The sequence below is a fragment of the Mesorhizobium sp. M0040 genome, assembly GCF_040323505.1.
GTDB lineage: Bacteria > Pseudomonadota > Alphaproteobacteria > Rhizobiales > Rhizobiaceae > Mesorhizobium.
Genome location: NZ_JAMYVA010000008.1, coordinates 18072 through 37067, shown reverse-complemented (window position 1 = coordinate 37067; position 18996 = coordinate 18072). Strand labels below are relative to the sequence as shown.

General features: G+C 59.3%; 15 protein-coding genes. 8 read left to right on the top strand and 7 right to left on the bottom strand.

Translation table 11 applies throughout. From position 1 onward, the window contains the following. The first annotated feature begins 1 nt into the window (after position 1). Genes asnB through NKJ91_RS09550 form a run of 3 tightly spaced genes read left to right on the top strand, consistent with a single transcriptional unit; the run spans position 2 to position 3899 of the window. Complete coding sequence (asnB, locus tag NKJ91_RS09560; RefSeq protein WP_352455330.1) at positions 2 to 2023, top strand: asparagine synthase (glutamine-hydrolyzing); 2022 nt, start codon at positions 2 to 4, stop codon at positions 2021 to 2023. Then, positions 2020 to 3576: a class I adenylate-forming enzyme family protein gene (locus NKJ91_RS09555; RefSeq protein ID WP_352455329.1), complete on the top strand. Its 1557-nt coding sequence runs from the start codon at positions 2020 to 2022 to the stop codon at positions 3574 to 3576. The genes asnB and NKJ91_RS09555 overlap by 4 nt, the downstream gene beginning before the upstream one ends. Positions 3577 to 3632: 56 nt before the next feature. Then, entirely contained in the window at positions 3633 to 3899 is a 267-nt protein-coding gene (locus NKJ91_RS09550) for an acyl carrier protein (RefSeq protein ID WP_023675628.1), read from the top strand. A 99-nt stretch (positions 3900 to 3998) separates the two neighbouring features. On the opposite strand, the gene NKJ91_RS09545 is transcribed toward NKJ91_RS09550, so the two are convergent. Beyond that, a complete protein-coding gene (locus NKJ91_RS09545; protein ID WP_352455328.1) occupies positions 3999 to 4691 on the bottom strand; it encodes a N5-glutamine methyltransferase family protein in 693 nt (230 codons plus the stop codon). A gap of 406 nt (positions 4692 to 5097) precedes the next feature. Here NKJ91_RS09545 and NKJ91_RS09540 point away from each other — a divergent pair, with 406 nt between their 5' ends. Both NKJ91_RS09540 and NKJ91_RS09535 read left to right on the top strand, forming a co-directional pair. Then, entirely contained in the window at positions 5098 to 6849 is a 1752-nt protein-coding gene (locus NKJ91_RS09540; RefSeq protein ID WP_352455327.1) for a type I secretion system permease/ATPase, read from the top strand. Positions 6850 to 7091: 242 nt separating this feature from the next. Then, positions 7092 to 8390: an HlyD family type I secretion periplasmic adaptor subunit gene (locus NKJ91_RS09535; protein ID WP_352455326.1), complete on the top strand. Its 1299-nt coding sequence runs from the start codon at positions 7092 to 7094 to the stop codon at positions 8388 to 8390. Positions 8391 to 8414: 24 nt separating this feature from the next. Here NKJ91_RS09535 and NKJ91_RS09530 read toward each other — a convergent pair whose 3' ends face one another. The 5 genes from NKJ91_RS09530 to NKJ91_RS09510 all read right to left on the bottom strand — a co-directional run bounded on the left by NKJ91_RS09530 (position 8415) and on the right by NKJ91_RS09510 (position 13415). Next, positions 8415 to 9677 (bottom strand): polysaccharide biosynthesis/export family protein, encoded by a 1263-nt coding sequence (locus NKJ91_RS09530; RefSeq protein WP_352455325.1) that lies wholly within the window; start codon positions 9675 to 9677, stop codon positions 8415 to 8417. An 81-nt stretch (positions 9678 to 9758) separates the two neighbouring features. Continuing rightward, on the bottom strand, positions 9759 to 10763 hold the full coding sequence (locus NKJ91_RS09525) for an SDR family NAD(P)-dependent oxidoreductase (protein ID WP_352455324.1): 1005 nt from the start codon (positions 10761 to 10763) through the stop codon (positions 9759 to 9761). A 74-nt stretch (positions 10764 to 10837) separates the two neighbouring features. Continuing rightward, positions 10838 to 11512 carry a sugar transferase gene (locus tag NKJ91_RS09520; RefSeq protein ID WP_023675621.1) on the bottom strand — a complete coding sequence of 225 codons (675 nt, stop codon included), beginning with the start codon at positions 11510 to 11512 and terminating at the stop codon, positions 10838 to 10840. Further along, positions 11509 to 12645 carry a DegT/DnrJ/EryC1/StrS family aminotransferase gene (locus NKJ91_RS09515; protein WP_023675620.1) on the bottom strand — a complete coding sequence of 379 codons (1137 nt, stop codon included), beginning with the start codon at positions 12643 to 12645 and terminating at the stop codon, positions 11509 to 11511. The genes NKJ91_RS09520 and NKJ91_RS09515 overlap by 4 nt, the downstream gene beginning before the upstream one ends. Positions 12646 to 12692: 47 nt before the next feature. After that, a complete protein-coding gene (locus tag NKJ91_RS09510; RefSeq protein WP_023675619.1) occupies positions 12693 to 13415 on the bottom strand; it encodes a nucleotidyltransferase family protein in 723 nt (240 codons plus the stop codon). 511 nt (positions 13416 to 13926) lie between these two features. On the opposite strand from NKJ91_RS09510, the gene NKJ91_RS09505 reads away from it, so the two are divergent. Continuing rightward, on the top strand, positions 13927 to 14604 hold the full coding sequence (locus NKJ91_RS09505) for a LuxR C-terminal-related transcriptional regulator (protein ID WP_023675618.1): 678 nt from the start codon (positions 13927 to 13929) through the stop codon (positions 14602 to 14604). A gap of 183 nt (positions 14605 to 14787) precedes the next feature. On the opposite strand, the gene NKJ91_RS09500 is transcribed toward NKJ91_RS09505, so the two are convergent. After that, the gene (locus NKJ91_RS09500) at positions 14788 to 16527 is read right to left on the bottom strand and encodes a PAS domain S-box protein (protein WP_352455323.1); all 1740 of its coding nucleotides are present in this window, start codon (positions 16525 to 16527) and stop codon (positions 14788 to 14790) included. Positions 16528 to 16813: 286 nt separating this feature from the next. Here NKJ91_RS09500 and NKJ91_RS09495 point away from each other — a divergent pair, with 286 nt between their 5' ends. Both NKJ91_RS09495 and NKJ91_RS09490 read left to right on the top strand, forming a co-directional pair. Continuing rightward, the gene (locus NKJ91_RS09495) at positions 16814 to 17524 is read left to right on the top strand and encodes a helix-turn-helix transcriptional regulator (RefSeq protein WP_352455322.1); all 711 of its coding nucleotides are present in this window, start codon (positions 16814 to 16816) and stop codon (positions 17522 to 17524) included. Positions 17525 to 17768: 244 nt separating this feature from the next. Then, positions 17769 to 18881, top strand: a complete 1113-nt coding sequence (locus tag NKJ91_RS09490) for an NAD-dependent epimerase (protein WP_352455451.1) — start codon at positions 17769 to 17771, stop codon at positions 18879 to 18881. Positions 18882 to 18996 lie beyond the last annotated feature (115 nt).

Here is an 18996-nt window from a genome sequence, read left to right as displayed (position 1 = left end):
GATGTGCGGCATCGCCGGAATTGTGTCGCTGAGCGCCGCAGCGGCGCCCCCTTCCCGCGATGCGCTGATACGCATGGCGGGCGCGCTGGCGCATCGCGGCCCGGACGAACGCGGCCTTTACCGGGACAGACGTGCGGGATTGGCGCATGCCCGCCTGTCCGTCATCGATCTCGCAAGCGGCCAGCAGCCACTCGCCGGCGCGGGCGACACAATGTGGATCGTCTTCAACGGCGAAATCTTCAATTACGTCGAGCTGCGACAAGACCTGGTCGCGCTCGGTTATCGCTTTCGCACACGCAGCGACACCGAGGTCATCGTCCATGCCTATCATGCCTGGGGCGAGGCCGCCTTCGAGCGAATGAATGGGCAGTGGGCAGTCGCCATCTGGGACTCCGTGGCAGGTCGTCTCGTCTTGTCGCGGGATCGGTTCGGCATCTGCCCGCTGCACTTTTGCGAGCATGGCGGACGGCTTTACTTCGCCAGCGAGGTGAAGGCCATTTTCGCGGCCGATGCGGATATACCCCGCGCCTTCGATCCAGCCGGCATCGATCAGACTTTCACACTCTGGACTGTCGCGCCGCCACAAGGCGTGTTTGGAGGAGTAAGCGAACTCACGCCGGGGCATGTCCGCATTTATGACAGCGGCGTCGTCCGGGAGCGGGCTTTTTGGAAGCCTGACTATCCAGAGGTTGACGGACCCGGCGATGATGAATTCACCGGCTCGCTTGATGACGCGGTGGAGGAAGTGCGCAGCGCCCTGGAAGCCGCGACGGCGCTCAGGATAGTACGCGCCGACGTGCCGGTCGGCTGCTATTTGTCCGGCGGGCTCGACAGCTCGCTGGTCGCCACGCTGGGGAGACGCTTCGCGGGCGAGCGCTTCCAGACTTTCTCGCTGCGTTTTGCCGACGCCGAGTATGATGAGACGCATTTCCAGCGCCTGGTTGCCGGCGTGGCCGGCAGTGACCATCATGAGGTGGTTGTTTCGCGCAGCGATATCGCTGGCATCTTCCCTGAGGTGATCTACCACACCGAGCGGCCAATCCTCAGGACCGCGCCGGCGCCGCTGTTCCTGCTCTCGAGACTGGTGCGCCAGCACGGCATCAAGGTCGTGCTGACCGGCGAAGGGGCCGACGAAATGTTCGCCGGCTACGATTTGTTCCGCGAGGGCAAGGTCCGCCGCTTCTGGGGACGCCAGCCCGCCTCGACGCGACGCTCGCGGCTGCTGGAGCGCCTCTATCCCTATCTCAGCCGCTCGCCGGTGCAGCAGCAGGCGATGGCACGCCAGTTCTTCGGGCGCGACATCCACGCCTGTGACGCGCCTGGTTTTGCGCATGGCACGCGCTGGCGTACCACAAGCGCCATCAAGCGGCTGTTTTCGGCAGACATGCGCGCCCAAACGGAGCGCCGCAACGCCGTGTCCGAGCTGCTTGCCCGCCTGCCGCCGGAGTTTTCGCGATGGGGCTCTCTTGCGCAGGACCAGTATATAGAGATTCAGACGCTGATGTCGGGATACCTGCTTTCCTCACAAGGGGACAGAATGCTGATGGCTCATTCCGTCGAGGGGCGCTTCCCGTTCCTCGATCATGAACTCGTGAGACTCGCGAATTCGCTTCCTGCCGCCTACAAGCTGCGCGTGCTCGATGAAAAGCATGTGCTGAAGCGCGTAGCGCAACCGATCGTGCCGTCGGAAATCGTCACCCGCAAGAAGCAGCCTTACCGGGCCCCCAACGCGCTTTGCTTTGTCGCAGATGGCGCTCCGGCCTACATTCGCGAAGCACTTTCGGAGGCGGCGCTGCGCGAAGCGAACGTCTTCGATCCCAAGTCGGTTACCCGGCTCCTGAACAAGTGCCAGGCCAGCGCCGGCGACGGCGACCTGTCCAACTCCGACAATATGGCGCTGGTCGGGGTGCTGTCGACGCAGCTTCTTCATCGGCAATTTATCGCGAGCCGTCCAAGTGGGGCTCGCACGCTCAAGCTCAGCATCGATATCGACCGCGAACACCGCGAAGAGGTGCTCGCATGATGCATGGCGCCGTACCGCTCCTGCGCGACTATCTCACCCACTCTGCCAGCCGGCTCGGCGAGAAGGTGGCCCTGGTGTGCGGCAATCAACGTGTCACCTATGGCGATCTCGATATGCGTTCGAACGCCATAGCGCACCATTTGACCGATGCCGGAATTGCGCGTGGCGATCGCGTGGTGGTCTTCGCCGACAACACTGTCGAGGCCGTCATTGCGTTCTGGGCGGTGCTCAAGGCCAACGCCGTGGTGTGCATCGTCAATCCGCTCACCAAAAGCGACAAGCTTGATTATCTGCTCAACGATTGCCGCCCGACGGCACTGATCACCGACAAACACCTGCACTCGATTTTCAGGGAGCCGGCGCGGAATTGCCCATCGTTGCGCCGCATGATCGTCTCCGGGCCGATCGAACACAGCGACCTGCAAGAATTGCCGCATGCTGTGCGCTGGGACGCCGCGGTCGCGGCAGCCCGCAGCACGCCGCCCGCGCGCCGCTGCATCGACATCGATCTCGCTGCGATCATTTATACGTCCGGCTCGACGGGCGAGCCCAAGGGCGTGATGCTGACGCATCGAAACATGATCGCCGCGTGCGCCTCGATTTCCTCATACCTGGCGCTTGCCGAAGACGAGGTGATCCTCAATGTCCTGCCGCTCGCCTTCGACTACGGTCTTTACCAGATGATCATGGCATTCGGCGCGGGCGCCCGGCTGGTGCTTGAGCGCTCGTTCGCCTTCCCGGCGCAGATCCTTGGGCTGATCAAGCAAGAAAGGGTGACGGGTTTTCCCGGCGTACCGACCATCTTCGCCGCACTCGGGGAGCTCAGGTCTCTCAGGGATCAGGATTTTTCGAGTATCCGCTACGTCACGAACACTGCGGCCGCCCTGCCGCTCAAGCACATTCTCCTGCTGCAGGAGCTGTTTTCTGGCGCCCGCATTTATTCGATGTACGGCCTTACCGAATGCAAGCGTTGCACCTACCTGCCGCCGGAGGATCTGGAGCGAAAGCCGTCGAGCGTCGGGATCGCCATCCCCAATACGGAAATGTGGATTGTCGACGAGCATGACAGGCGGGTCGGCCCCGGCATCGTTGGTCAGCTCGTCATCCGCGGAGCGACGGTGATGAAGGGCTATTGGGGCAAGCCGGAGGCGACAGCCAGGAAGCTCAAGCCCGGCCCGCTGCCGGGTGAGCAGGTCCTATACACCGGCGACTACTGCCGGATGGACGCCGAGGGCTATCTCTACTTCGTCGGTCGCGGCGACGAGATCATAAAATCGCGCGGAGAGAAGATAGCGCCGAAGGAGGTGGAAAACGTGTTGATGAACATTGCGGGCGTACGGGAAGCCGCGGTCATCGGCGTTCCGGACGAGCTGCTCGGGCAAGCAGTGAAGGCATTTGTCGTGATGGAGCAGGGAAGCATGATCGGTGAAAAGCAGTTGCAGAAAGAGTGCCAGAGACGGCTGGAAAACTTCATGGTTCCGAAGTCCATCGTCATCGTACCCAGTCTGCCGATGACCGACACGGGTAAGCTCAAAAAAACGGCCCTGTCATGAGTCGGTACCAGGGCGAAGTTGATCAGCATTCATCTTTTGTACCGGAGGCGAAATCAATGTTATCTACCAAGGATAGAACCGATACCTGCAGCGAACAAATTCGCGCTTTCCTGGCTTCGAATTTCTATATAGCCGATCCCGAGAGCCTGGAGAGCGACACCTCGCTACTCGACCAGGGCATCGTGGACTCGACGGGTGTGCTCGAGGTTATCGGCTTCATCGAGGAGACCTTCGGCATCACGGTCGAAGACAGCGAGCTGCTGCCGGAGAATCTCGATTCCATCGAGGGAATTGCGCAATACGTCATGCGCAAGAGAAACTGACGCAAGAGAAACTGATCGCCGAAATCTCGCGCAACTCTGTTTCAACTTCCCGGCCGTTTCTAGCCGCGACAGCGCGTCTACCTGCCGCGGCTGCGATGCTTACGCCTGCGCCCTCGTATGTCCCACAACCACCCTGCCCTCACCGGCCTGGTTGGTGACTGCCCGGATACCCTCATAGGCCTTGGAACGCTCGAGCAAACTCATGACCTGCCGGTCCTGGCCAAGCCCCACCTCGAAAAGCAGGATGCCTCCGCGCCGCAAATAGCGCGGCGCCTCCTTGAGCACCCGCATGTGGATGCTCAGGCCGTAGGGGCCGGCTGCGAATGCTTCACGCGGCTCGAGCTCGACCAGATGCGAACGGTCGCCCTCGAGCCGTTTTTCCGAAATGTAGGGCGGGTTGCAAACGATCACGTCGATCGTGCCGTCGAGCTCCAAGCCTGAGAAGGCGCTGAACAAGTCGCCCTGAAGCACCGTTACCCGGTCCTCGATTTCAAGATGGATGACGTTGCGGCGCGCGACCTCCACGCATCCGTCGGTAAGATCGCTTGCCCACACGCGCGCGGTGGGAGCGTGGTGCGCGATGGCGCACGCCAGATTGCCCGCCCCACAGCACATGTCGACAACGCGAGGCACCGGCAGGTTCAGTTGGCTCAGGACATCGAGAGCGGCCTTGCCGAGCAGTTCCGTTTCCGGCCGAGGAACAAGCGCACCGGGCGAGACCAGCAACTGCAATCCCATGAAGGTGCTGCGCCCCCTGCCGTAGGCATCGGCAACATTGATCTCTTCGCTCACGACACTCGCCTCCCCGATTTAGCCGGCGTTGGTGGCCGACAATTGCGTACCGATGAAGTGTATCTCAAAACCGTTTAACTCTCGATCGACAAAATCAAAACCGATCCCTCCCCAGACGCTTCGAAGCCTTGATGCTACAAAGATGACCATAAGCTTCTGCGCCGTGTCATGATTAGGAATATCTCCTTACTCGACCCGGTTATCCCCAGCCTGGCGAGCCGGTTGCCGAATTCTGAGCCTGGCGTCACGATTTTGCTACATTTTAATCAAAGAAGGCACGTATGTAAGCAATTCGTAATGTTCCAGCAGCGGGGCGGGGCTGCTGCTTCCCGGAAGGTTAAAGTTTGTCCCTCATCGAAAGAATCGACGAGATTGCGCGGCAATTTCGCGTCAACGAGCGCACATCATGAAGTCGACCAAAGGGCGCTCGCTCGATCTCCGCTCCGCAATGTTCGGCTGTGTGCACGGCCTCGTCGGCGTAGGCGTTTTCTCGGCATTGATAAATATCCTCGCCTTGACCGGCTCCGTCTACATGCTCCAGGTCTATGACCGCGTGCTGCCTTCGCAGAGCGTGCCGACTCTTGTCGGATTTACAGTCGGGATGCTGGGACTTTACGCGGCCTATGGGCTCCTCGATTTCGTGAGGCTTCGCCTGTTGGTCCGCATCGGCAGCCGCCTGCATAGAAATCTGCAGCAAAAAGCGTTCGCAGCCTCGCTTTCCCTGCCCCTCGTCGCCGGGCCGGATGCGAACCGGGTACATCCGCTTCGTGATCTGGACCAGCTACGTGGCTTTCTTTCCGGGCTCGGGCCGACAGTCTTATTCGACGCTCCCTGGATACCATTTTATATGGTGGTCATCTATCTGCTGCACCCCGCGCTTGGCGTGCTGGCAACGCTCGGCGCATGTGCCGTTGTGTTTTTGACGGTGGTTGCCGAGATCATCGGCCGCAAACCTGCGGCTCGTGCATCTGAGACACTCGTAGCGCAGCGGCTTCTGGCCGACTCCGGCCGCCGCAACGCAGAGGTTGTTCAGGCGATGGGCCTTTCCGCCCCGCTTAGCCGGCGCTGGAACGAGGTCAGTCATCTTTATCTGAAGAACCAGGAACGGCTCTCCGACGTCGTCGGCGCAGCAAGCTCACTGTCGAAGACGCTCCGAATGGCCCTGCAATCATGTGTGCTAGGGCTTGGTGCCTACCTTGTGATCGGCGGCGAGGCCTCGCCTGGCGTGATCATTGCATCGTCCATATTGCTGGGCCGCTCGCTGGCGCCGGTCGATGTGGCGATCGCAAACTGGAGAGGGTTTCTGGCAACCCGCAAAAGCTATACCGAGCTGTCGGCAGCCCTGGATGCTTTTGATAGCCAGCAAGAGCCAATGGAACTGCCCGGCCCGAAGGCTGAGCTTGCGGTCGAGGAATTGACCGTCGCGCCACCAAGCCTGCAGAAGCCCACCATCTTCAATGTAAGCTTCCGCTTGGCGAGAGGCGCAGGGTTGGCTGTCGTCGGCCCGAGCGGCTCCGGCAAGACCACGCTCGTGCGCGCTTTGGTCGGGGCATGGAAGCCGCTTCGTGGCACGGTAAGATTGGACGGCGCCTCGCTCGATCAGTGGAATTCAGAACTGCTCGGCATTCATATTGGCTACCTTCCGCAGGACGTTGAGCTGTTCGACGGGACGATCGCCGACAACATTTCGAGGTTCGGCGGCAAGCGCGACGCAAAAGGCGTGCTGGCAGCTGCCAAGGCTGCGGGCGTGGACAAGATGATCATGCGTCTTCCGCAGGGTTTTCAAACACGCATCGGAGAAGGCGGCGCGGCCCTTTCGGCTGGGCAGAGGCAGCTCGTCGGGCTTGCCAGGGCACTTTACGGCGATCCATTCCTCGTCGTTCTTGACGAACCAAATTCCAATCTGGATGCAGACGGTGATGCTGCTTTGGCCGGCGCAATCCTGGCAGTGCGTCAGCGCGGCGGTATCGTGATCGTCGTTGCGCATCGCCCCTCCGCTCTCGTCAACATCGATCAGGTACTCGTCCTGTCGAACGGGATGCTCCATTCGTTCGGCTCGCGCGAAGACGTTCTGGCAAATGTGATCCGGCCCTTCCCGCGCCCGGACAAGCCAAGCATTGTCGTTCCGCTGCAGCACGGTGCAAGCGGGCATGCGTGAGGTATTGCTTAGTGTCTAACGTGACCATGTCGTCATATGCTGCGGTTGGCGGCGAAGGCCAGCCGACCGGGGAGAAGCCGGAGCCGGATGGGATTCGAGCCAATCCACCCTGGGGTACTCTGGTCCGGAGCCTAGCAGCACATTGTAGTTCCGCCGCACAAAGGTGCAGCCGGGCATATGCGAGGTATCGCTCTGCTGTTGCCGTGTCGTCATACGTCGCAGCCGGTGGCGAAAGCCGTTCGTTGGAGACGAAGCCAGAGCCGGATGGCATCCGGGCCAATCTGCTCTTGGGCCTGGCAACCAGCTTGCTGTTGATCTTTGGCGGAGGGCTCTGGTTGGGATTGACCAAGATTGCCGGCGCGGTGATTGCGCCCGCAACCGTGGTGGTCGAAAGCAACATTAAAAAAGTCCAGCATCAAACCGGCGGCACCATCGGCGGAATCTTCGCGCAGGACGGCGATCATGTGAAGGCCGGCGATGTGTTGGTCAGGCTGGACAACACATTGACCCGAGCAAACCTGCAGATAATCACCGAGGACCTCAATCGCGCCACCATTCGTCTGGCCCGACTGGAGGCCGAGCGCCAGGGTCTGCCGGAAATGCAGATCCCGCCCGACCTTCGCGCTCAAATGGGCGACCCGCAAGTGGTGGCACTTGTCAGTGGCGAGCGTGCCTTGTTTGAAAGCCGTGCTGCGGCGCTGGCTGGCCAGAAGGCACAATTACAAAGCCGCGCGAAGCAGCTGGAACGTCAGATCGATGGCCTCAAATCGCAGCAGTCTGCAACGGACGAGTCTCTGGATCTGCTGACCAAGAACCTTGCCGATGTCGCATCTCTCTACGCAAAGAAGTTGGTGTCCAAGGAGAGGTTGAGCAATGTCAGCCTGGACAAGACCCGGGCTCGCGGCGAATCGGGACGCCTTGTCGCAGCGATAGCAGAGGTACAAGCTCACATCAGTGAAACGGACCTGCAGGTGCTTCAGCTCGACGAACAAATGCGGAGCGACGTGACCAACGAACTTCGCGAAACGGAAGCCAAGCAGACCGAGCTCAGTGAGCGCAAGGTGGTGGCCGAAGACGAACTCAGCCGGACAGACATTCGTGCCCCGCAATCGGGCACAGTACAAGAATCCTCGGTCCATACCGTAGGAGGCGTGATTGGCGCAGGAGAGGTGCTCATGATGATTGTGCCCGATTCCGACAACCTTGTCGTCGACGCTTCCATTCCTCCGTCGCGTATCGATGAGATTCATCCCGGACAGCAGGTGTCGATCCGCTTTCCAGCGTTCGACGCCGGCACCACACCTGCTTGCGAAGGCTCGGTCAAGCGCGTCTCAGCGGATCTGATCAAGGATCAGCAACGCCAGCTTTCCTTTTTTTCGGCGCGCATCGACGTCGAGAATGAAGCGACGTGCCTGACAGGAGAGAAAATACTCAAACCGGGCATGCCCGCCGAAGTCCACATAAGAACCGACGAGCGCAGTGTCTGGTCCTACTTGATGAAGCCCCTTACCGACCAGTTTTCCAGGGCCTTCAGGCAATAAAGCGGTTGCGAAACGCGGCCCGATCTATCGGGTCGCCGCATTTTCGAGAGCGCTGCTGAATCTGACCTCGATCGTGTCTCCCGGCATGACCTCGGTGTCTTCTTGGGCAAGCTGTTTTCGCCATTCTTCGCCGACCTTGCGAATGATCGTGACCTCGGCCTGGACCTTCTCGCCGGCAACCGGCAACGGCAGTGCGGCAGCTCCCGTGGGCTGCAACTTTTGGCTGGCGGCGCGAAGCCTTGCGCTAACGTCGGCAAGGCGCACGTTGGTATCCTTCAACTCGATCAGCAGACCCATCCTTCTTTGGTTGTCATTGCGTTCGTGCTGTCTGGCAAAATCGTCCTGCTGACGTCGTGCTCTCATAAGCTCAACCGACGTTTCGAGTGCCCGGCTGGAAGAGAGAACCAAAGCGCGCCGAACGTCGGCGAGCCGGTTGTTGGTGAGATTTCCGGACTCAAACGCTTTCCTTACGCGCGCCAGATCGTCTTCGTCCGCCTTCACCCCATCCGCTTCGGCCTGCTCGCGTTTGAGCAAGGTCTCGGTTTGTGCGGCGGCATCCTTGCCGCTTTTATCCAGAAAGCCCTGCTCTTGCTGGAAGTTGTCCAACGAGAGCTTCAGCCCTTCCGCTTCAGCCTGCGCGATCGCCGACGCAAAACTTGCCGGCAAGGGAGATCCTTGTGGTGGCTGCATGTCGAAAGTCGGTTTGTCCTGAAGTTCGGCGCGGATGCGGGCGCTATGAAAATAATCTCTCGTATATTCCCCCCAAAGCGACTCGTAATCGCGCCGCAGATCCACCGGATCTGGGCCAACCTGGTTTGCCCGGGACCGCAAAAGGCTGAAACCGCCTGACACGGCAATCGCCTGCCGCACGGTCATCAGCGGGCGGTAGGCCTGCTGTCCGGGAGTGAGCACGTCGCCGGTCACATAGATCGGTCTGTACTCCGCAACCACGGCGGTCACGTCTGTCGGCTTGATGACGATCATTTGCTCCCGCCCATCAGGCAGACGCTGGTGGAATATCTTGGTCGGCAAGATCGTCTGCATGCGCGTTTGCAGTTCAGCCGGAGTTAAGCCGCCCACCGAAACCATACCGACTTCGGGAAGCGCGATCGTGCCGTCCATCTGGACCACCGCACGTTGCGTTCGCTCCGGGATGGAGGCAATTCCAATCTCGACGGTGTCGCCGGCAGAAAGTCGATAGGCGACCCGCGGTTCCGCTGCAGCAGCCGTATCCATGGCAGCCAGCATGCCGAGCACGACAATAAGGATTCGATCAACGAGGACCATGGGCGACAATCTCCTTCTGGCTCGAATCCGGCGATACCGCGGCCGCAATCAACAGCGGAGCCAATCCTCCCGGGCGAAAGCTCATGTCATGTAACCCATTTCGTGTCGCACCCGGCCTTCGCTGAGGCGCCCTTGCCACCATCCGATGGTCCGCTCCAAGCCTTCGCGCAGGCTGGTCTGGGCACGCCATCCAGTCTTACTTTCGAGGAGCGAAGAATCGGCCAGCAAGGCACGCACCTCGGAATTCTGCGGCCGCAGGCGGCGCTCGTCCCGGTGGATTGGTTTCTTGCAGCCACTCAACTCGATCACCAGATCCAATATGTCCGAGATCGTCACAGCGCGCTGGCTTCCGGCGTTGTAGGCATGGCCAAATTCGAGCTCGGCCGAACCTGCGGTCAAAAACGCCGCCGCGGTGTCTTCCACGAAAGTAAGATCGCGGATCGGGCTTGTGTCTCCCACCATGATCGCCGGGCATTTTTTGTCGAGAGCCTGGCGTATAATGGTCGGTACGATGGCCCGCTCACTCTGGCGCGGGCCGTACGTATTGAAGGGCCGCATGATGACCACGGGGATGTCGAACGATCTGGCGTAGGACTCCGCCATCATGTCCGCGCCGATCTTGGATGCCGAATATGGTGACTGTCCCTGCAACGGGTGGGATTCGCTGATAGGCATTGTCAGCGCGGTGCCGTAAACCTCGCTTGTCGAAGTGTGCACTACACGCTCCGTCTCCCATTGGCGCGCCGCTTCGAGAACGTTGACCGTGCCCAGGATGTTGGTCTCCACATAGGACTGGGCAGCGGCATACGAATACGGGATAGCTATCAGTGCGGCGAGATGAAACACGACCGCCTGGCCACGCACGATCCGGTTAAGGAACGCGCTGTCGCGAACATCGCCGCGGACGAGATTCAACTGGCTTCGTATGGTGACGGGCAAATCGTCCAGCCAGCCGTGGCTGTCGAAGGAATTGTAGAGTGCCAGCGCGGTGACGTCGGCGCCGCTGCGGACGAGTGCTTCGGTGAGATGAGAACCGATGAACCCGTCGGCACCCGTAACCAGAACTTTCCTGCCCTTGTATGCCATGACCCAAGCGTTCCCCCTATGACGTGAGGCACTGACTTTGCAAATCCACGAGAGCGCGGATGTCCCACCTGCTCTCAAGGTCCAATCGGCGGCGGCGAAACCACGCCAAGCACCGCCAGCAAGCCGCGCACCATCCACACAACATCGGAGCCGATCGTGCGCTGCGGATAATAGGAAAGGTCGAGCCTGGCTTTGGCAGGAAACAGAACCTGGCGATAGAACAGTAGCGGGTCCACCGATCGCGGATAGAAACGGGCTTCATGCCGGAAGAGAACCTGGGCTGGACCCAGCAAGCCTGGCTTGTATTGTAAAACGTCTTCGAAGCCCCCGCGAAAACAATCGGCGAAGGCAAGGCTCTCCGGGCGTGGCCCGATGATTGCCATCTCGCCTCTGAAGACGTTCCAAAGCTGTGGCAGTTCGTCGAACTTGGTGACGGCGAGGAACCGTCCTATCGGCGTCATGCGGCTGTCATCGGCCATGGTCAGAGCCAAGCCACCGGGGTCGCATTGCACGCTGAACTTGCGGAACTTGTACATGCGGAATGGGCGAGCACCGGCCCCGACGCGGGTCTGTGTGAAGAAGATGGGCCGACCGCCTTCCAGCAGCAGCGCCACGGCAATCAGCAGCATCAGCGGGGCGAAGACGATCGCCGCGGCTGCCGCAATGACGAGATCGATTGCTCGTCTCGCAGACCCATGGGCGGCGCTCGAGACGTTAGACCGGTGAATGGCTAGGTCCAGGGCATTCATGCGGCTGTTCCTGTCTGAGCGCAATTATTGACCGCCGCGGCAAGAGCGACGACTACCGATTCGACCAATGGCGCGGTGATCTGCGGATGCAGCGGTACAGTCAGTTCGCGCTGCGCGAAATCTTCAGTGCGCGGTAAGTGAGTACCGGGAATGAGCTCACGATAGAGCGTCATCTGGTGCACCGGCGGGTAGTGGATAGTGGTTTGTATCCCTTGCCCGCGCAGTGCGTCGATGACGTCTTGCCTGTCGGCGTAACGTGGCAAAAGGATAGGCATGATGTGGTAGGCCGACGTCCGCGGCTCGTGGAACGGGATGGTCACGGCCGGGCAATGCTTCGCTATGAGACGGCGATACAGCATGACCAGGATACGCCTGATCTCATTCCACTCCTGCAGATTTTGCAGCTGGACCAGTCCGATCGCAGCCCGCAATTCATCCATGCGATAGTTGAATCCGAGCATGGTGACATCATACTGAGGGGTGCGGCTGTTCAGCCTCTGACGCGTCCCGGTGGTCATCCCATGTCCACGCGCCTGGCGGATTGTCTCGAGCAGACCGGCATCCCTGGCGATCACAGCCCCGCCTTCCGCCGTGGTCATGTTCTTGTTGCCGTAGAAGCTGAAGGCGGCTGCGGCACCAAATGTCCCCACCTCCTTCAAGCCCGGCGCATGCGCCGCGTCCTCGACGATGTGCAGCCCCCGGGCACGGGCGAGCCTCTGCCATTGTTCCCGATCGGCGAGGTAGCCGGCGAAATGAACGAGAATGATTGCCTTGGTGCGGGCCGTGCATTTCGCTTCGGCTTCCACGATCGACATCAGCGGCACGTCGGCTGACTCGATGTCGACGAAAACCGGCGTCGCACCGACATAGAGGACCGCATTTGCGGTCGCCACGAACGTCAAGGATGGCACCAGCACCTCGTCGCCCGGTCCGATGCCAAGTGCGTGCAAAATGAGATGAAGCGCTGCGGTGCAAGAACTGACCGCGACGCAATCCTCCGCATCATGAACGTCCGCAAAAGCTTGTTCGAAGGCTCGTACCTGCTCCCCCATGGTCAGCCAGCCGCTGTCGATGACCTTGGTCAAAGCAGTCTTCTCCGGCACACCCAAGATCGGGGCACTGACCAAGAGCATCACAACCTCCTAGACTGATAACTGTGGGAACCGGGCTCGTGACTTCATCATGCAGCCGTCGCAGTGACCTCGATCGAGGCCGACTGGTCTTCCCAGGAAATGGTCTGTGCGTTCTGAAAATCGTCGACGCGCCCGATATCGAGCCAGAGACCCTCATGTTTGTACACGTGCACGGTTGTGCCGTTCTGCATCATCTGCAGCATCAGGTCGTCGAACCCAAAGGGTATGCCGGATGGGATAAACTGCAGAACATCCGGGTTCATGCAGTAAATTCCCATGCTGACCAGATGCGAAAGCGTCGGCTTCTCGCGAAAGACCTGCACGGTATTGTCGACTTCGTCGATGACGCCGAAATCCATCTTGATCAGGCGACAGGCTGTTGCGATCGTCACTGGATCGGTGTGCTTACGGTGCGCTGCTACAAATCGACTGAGGCTTAGATCCGTGAGGACATCGCCATTGAGAACGATGAATGGCTCCGTCAGTTCATCCCTGATCAAAGACAGTGGCCCGATGGTGCCAAGCGGCTCCATCTCCTGCGTATATCGAATTTTCAGGTTCCACTGCGAGCCATCTCCACACACGGTGCGGATCAAGTGGCCGAGATACCCGGTTGTAATATAAACTTCCTGAATGCCGTTGCGTCGCAACCATTTCAGAAGCATCTCGAGAACCGGCCGTGCGCCGATCGGCATGAGCGGCTTCGGCAAGACCGAAGTGAAGGGGCGGAGGCGTGTTCCCATTCCTCCACATTGAATAACCGCTTTCATCCTGGTCCTCCCTTGTTCATTCGGCCTGAACGCTATCGTCACGGGCCGGCTATCCTGCCCTGGTCAGCACCCGGGAAACGCGTTCTTGTCCCCTCAGAAGAACCGGTGAGATTTCCCGTAGAAGACCGGTGAGATTTCTCCACTGTCCCCTGATCCGGACATTGCATCTGGATGGTATGTGGCCGTCAGGGTGGATGTCGTCGTGCATTCGAATGGTAACAATTCAGCCGTTTTGCTGTTCTATATCTTTAGACCTATAGCACTGCTGAACGACCGGCCGGTCTGTCAGCTGTCCAAAAGGTCAGAACGTATGTTCGACGACGTTCGGCGGGTTTCGCTCACAAGGGGCAAAAAAAGAGGAGCGTTTCCCGTCATTTAAGATTATATTAGAAATCTGGCGTTTGCGGTGTTGGGGGTGCCGCAGCGTCGGCTGGATGAATCGACGAGTGGATGGCCACGACTTTCAGGCCATTACCGTTCAATCCATTCAGATAGGCGTTGGGGTAGTTCAATGTATCGAATCGTCATCGCCGACGATCACGGCTTGTATCGTCGCGGCTTGCGATTGGCACTGACCGCAGGCATTCCAGGTGTGGAGATCTTTGAAGCGTCCTGTTTCGACGCGGTGCTCAGTTTGCTGGCAGAGCAGTCGTTCGTGGATCTTGCGATCCTGGATCTGAATATGCCGGGCCTGTTCAATCAAGAAGTGCTCGGCGGGATCCTGTCTGCCTATCCGGACACGCGATTTGCGATCGTTTCCGGAAACGATTCACGCTCGGAAATACTCACGGCTCTGTCGATCGGACTTCACGGCTACATCGTAAAATCGCAGACGGACGAAGAGGTTGTTTTGGCCGTCAATGAAATCCTCTCCGGCCGCATCTATGTTCCTGCACTTCTGTCACGCCCGGGAGCGACGCAAACAACCCACGCGCATACCCATTCCGACGACAAAGGCCCACAGAGGCGTACCGCTGGCGTCAACCTTGGCAGGCTGACTTCGAGGCAAAAGGAAGTCCTCAAGCTGATGGCGGAAGGCTATTCAAACAAGGAAATTGCGCGCGATCTGGAAATCGCAGAGGCGACCACGAAAATCCACGCTGCTGCGGTTCTGCGTGAATTGGGGGTACGCAATCGGACCGAGGCTGCCGTTATGCTGAAGACTTGGCTTTCGAGACATGCCAGCTAGAGCGCCGCGCGTCCTTTTGGACGTGCAAACGGCGTCCCAAGACTCCTCATGCATTTTACTGCATATCCCAAAGCCGCGGCGCAGCTTTGGGCCGACGACATTCTTGGAAGGAACCCTGCGCATTTCAAAGGCCGCTCAGCGCGACCTGCCTTTAGATATCTGCTTTCCGATTGGAGCACTGCACTACAATCCGATTTCCTTGCGTGACAGCCGCAGCGAATACCGCAACCCTTGGTCCGATATTTCCAGGCTGGGAGAGTGACCGACAAGCGGCGCTCCATCCACCCCGATTATCATGGAACCGAAACCATGACGGACTACGCTTGAGGTCCTACGCCGCCCCGATTCCACCCACTCGAACACGATATCACTGCCTGTTTCTTCAGCTGCGAACGTCCAGCTTACGTCGATCCGGCCTTTTGGATCGGCAAGCGCTCCATATTTCATGGAATTGGTGGCAAGCTCGTGAACGATCATTGCAAAACTCTCGGCGGCGCCTCCCGACATCGCCACGGAAGGACCGCTGACCGATATCGCACGTGTTCCAATATATGGGTGCAATTCTTGCGCAACGAGATCGTTTATCGCCCCCGATACGCTGCCGTTGCGTGAAAGAAGCAGATGGGTTGCCTCGAGCGCGCGTATCCGGTCGATCAGCATTTCCTTGTATTTGGCGACGTTGTTTCCGGGAACATCGACCATTTTCACGAGCGCCGTGATCACCGCGAAAACGTTGCCGAATCTGTGACGCTGTTCGAGCATGATGCGCTCCCGCTTCTTTGCCGCGGCGCGCAGCAGCGTGGTTTGTCGTCTCTCGCTCAGGTCGGCAGCCACTCCAAGCCGCTGTCCACCATCATCATGTCTTTCCTCCCTTCCGCGCAGCGCAACCCAGCGGATATGTCCGTCCGGTCGGCGGACGCGTATCTCAACATCGTAATTCGTGACCGATGGTGCGGCCTTTCTCGATGCCGCCAGCTTTGGCCAGTCCGCCGGATGAACGACAGCTGACAGCTCCTCCAAACTGCGGCTATTGGCCTGGGCCAGGCCGAGAATGTCCCAGAACGTGTCCGAGCCCGTGACTATCCCGTCTTTAAGGTCTATGCGCCACGTGGCCAAGCGTCCAGCAGACAGAGCGAGGTCCAGCCATTCCTTCTGGGCCCGAAGCGCTTCGTGAACAGCGCGTCGTTCCGAAATATCGTCGACCACCACGAAGATGCTCTCCGAGAGGCCACCCTCGGGCACGGACGAAGAAAGCGTTAGCCTGGCCCAGAATGCCGTACCGTCCTTTCGTGACAGACGCACCTCCGAAACGAACGAAGAAATGTCATTGCCCAGCCTCGCCAGCAATTGCGCCAAGGTATCCCGGTCGTTCGGATGGGCGAGCGTATCGAGCTGCAATTGGGCAAGCTCCTCCTCCTTGTACCCGGTCATCTCACAAAGGCGTCTGTTGGACTGCAGCAACTCACCTTTCTTGTTGGTGTTCGCGAATCCCATGGCAGCACGTTCGAAGGCCCAACGATAGCGGCTTTCGGTCGCCTCGACGGCAGCGAGCCTGGCCTCCGCGACTTCCAGCAACTCACGCAAGTCCTGCCGCAGACGATGGAAGGTCATGGCAATCACGCCACCCGAAACCAGAAGCAGGATTGCGCGTGCCCAATCTCCACTTGAAATCTGATCGTGTCCTCGTGCCCACAGCCCGACAGCCACCATCAGAATGGTCGCAGCGAGCGCCGGTACGCGGTCTTCGAGATAGGCAATAATAATAATAGCCGGAATAAATTCCAGAAAACTGGCGCCTTGCCCAATATAGGCTGACGATTTTATTTCAAATATCAGTGTGGCAGCTAACACCGATGCAGAGGCAATATGAGTTAGCAATCTGCCCGACGGGTTCGAATTCGACCTGCGCGACTGCGAGCTCATGGACACAGACTACAACCTTCTGACTAGCCCGTCGAGACTAGAGCAAAAAACGTACAGCTTAGTACCACTGCCGGATTGCCATACCGCTATCATAGCGCGCATTTTATCGGACGCAGCGGGGCCTAAGAGCTGCCTTAGAACTGTCGGATCATACTAAGTTTTCAAGGTGGTGATGAACGTATTATCCGTCAGCGCATAGAAGACTAGAATCCAGCTACACATAGAAGACTACATGAATCCCGAATATTTATTTCGGGCGTGTGAAACTTTGGGTTAGGGGTAGAAAATGAATCTGATCGATAGACAGGTCGATGCTTCTTCGAGCAATCGGTACATTGTTACGAGGACCAAGTATGATTTTGAAGCGCGGAATACGCGGCCCTCTTCTGGTCACCTTCCCGATCGCGCATCGGATCCATTGGACGCAAGGTTCGGCGAACCAAAAGGCCGCAGTCTGGAATCCATAACCGGCGTGCTTGATCGCATTGGCTGTGGCTATCTCGTGCTGAATCGCGAAAGAAAAGTAGTCGAGTGGAACGCAGCCGCCCAAACCACGCTTGAGCGCCAGGGCGAAGCGGCCGACACGGCGAGCGGACTTACGGCCGCCCTAAGGCGGCTGATCGCGAATGTTCCGGGCCAATTCCTGCCGGGCTCGTTGTCTTGGGTGGTGATCCGCAGCAGGGGCGACCGACCGGTGATACTGAACGAGAACGGCGTTATCGCTCCGGACGGAACGAGCATTGTGGCGCTGCTGGATCGCGACAACAGGTCGGGGCCAAATCCTCGGACGCTGCAAAGAATGTTTGGCTTGACGAGCGCAGAAACGCACCTCGCCTTGCGCTTGGCCCAGGGCGACGCACCTTTGGAGATCGCTCGCAGCTGGCGTCTCAGCCGCACCACGATCCGTTCCCAGCTTGCCTCGCTGTTCGCCAAGACCGAAACAAAACGCCAGGCGGAACTGGTGGCCCTTCTTGGGCGTATTTCGGTCCTGCCGTAAGGCCGGCCACTTAGATCCAATCGCCGGACGTCGGCATCCGCCCGGGATTCAAACTACGCAAGTTGGCGTGTCATGACTTGGCAGGTCGTGCACCGCATTGCGCACTCCACTAGGTTCGATGCGCCAGCGTAAATATCGAAAGCCGCAATCCCGGACCGGCTATTCGGTACTGTCGAACGGATTCGAAAGGCGACAAGTGGACAACGATCTATGCAGCGATTCTGTCCTTGCCGCAGCGGAGAAGATGGAAATCGTTCGATCCCGTTCGGACCGCGCGGTGAAGAAACTTGCACGGACAGGACCGATCGTCGTCACCGGCGCCGCAGGCTTCATTGGTTTTCACGTGGCCTCACGGCTTTTGCGTCTTGGTGTCAAAGTCGTGGGCGTCGACAGTTTCACGCCCTATTACGATCTGCGGCTCAAGGAAGCGCGGTTTGCACGCCTCTGTAGCGAGGCGAAGTTCACGCCGGTACGAATGGATCTGGCGGATGCCGCGCGCGTTCAGTTGCTGTTTTCAAACGTTCGCCCCTCACACCTTGTCCATCTCGCAGCTCAGGCCGGCGTGCGTCATTCACTTGTTGACCCGCACGCCTATGTGCAATCGAATATAGTGGCGTTTCTCAACGTCCTTGAGGGCTGCCGGCATCATGGCGTCAGTCATCTCGTCTACGCCTCTTCGAGCTCCGTCTACGGCTTGAATCGAACCATACCGTTTTCCGAAAACCACGGCGCCGATCATCCCGTCAGCTTCTACGCCGCCACCAAGCGTTCGAATGAATTCATGGCGCATTCATACAGCCATTTGTTCGGCCTGCCCGTGACCGGACTGCGCTTCTTCACCGTTTATGGCCCTTGGGGCAGGCCCGACATGGCCGTCTACTTGTTCACGCGCGCGATCGTCGAGAGCAAACCAATTGAAGTAGCCAATGCCGGCCGCGTGTGGCGAGATTTCACCTATATCGACGATATCGCTGAGGGCGTGGTTCGAGCACTTGCTACACCGCCGCAGCCGGATCCGAATTGGGACCCTTGCACCGCCGACCCTGCCACAAGTTCCGCGCCGTATCGCGTCTACAATATCGGCAACGACCGACCCGAGGAGATCAACCGGCTGATTTCGATCATCGAGACCGCTCTTGGCAGCCGGGCAGTTCGCGTGAATGTGCCGTTGCCGCCTGGCGACGTTCTGGAGACGCGCGCCGACGTCAGCGATCTTCGCCAGGCCGTCGGCTTCGCCCCGGCAACACCGCTAGAGGACGGAGTGCGACGCTTTGTCGAATGGTACCGGGACTTTCATGGAACGGATGCCGCGGCCAGCGTACGGCAACAGACGTTGGTGAATGAGGCCACCGTGTAGGCCGCGGGCCCTGTCGGGCGATGATCTGCCACTCGGCGCGTAACGCGTCGGCCACAAAGCCGCACTCGCCAGCCTCTATCCGACACAACCCTGGACTCGAAATTCCTGAACGCTG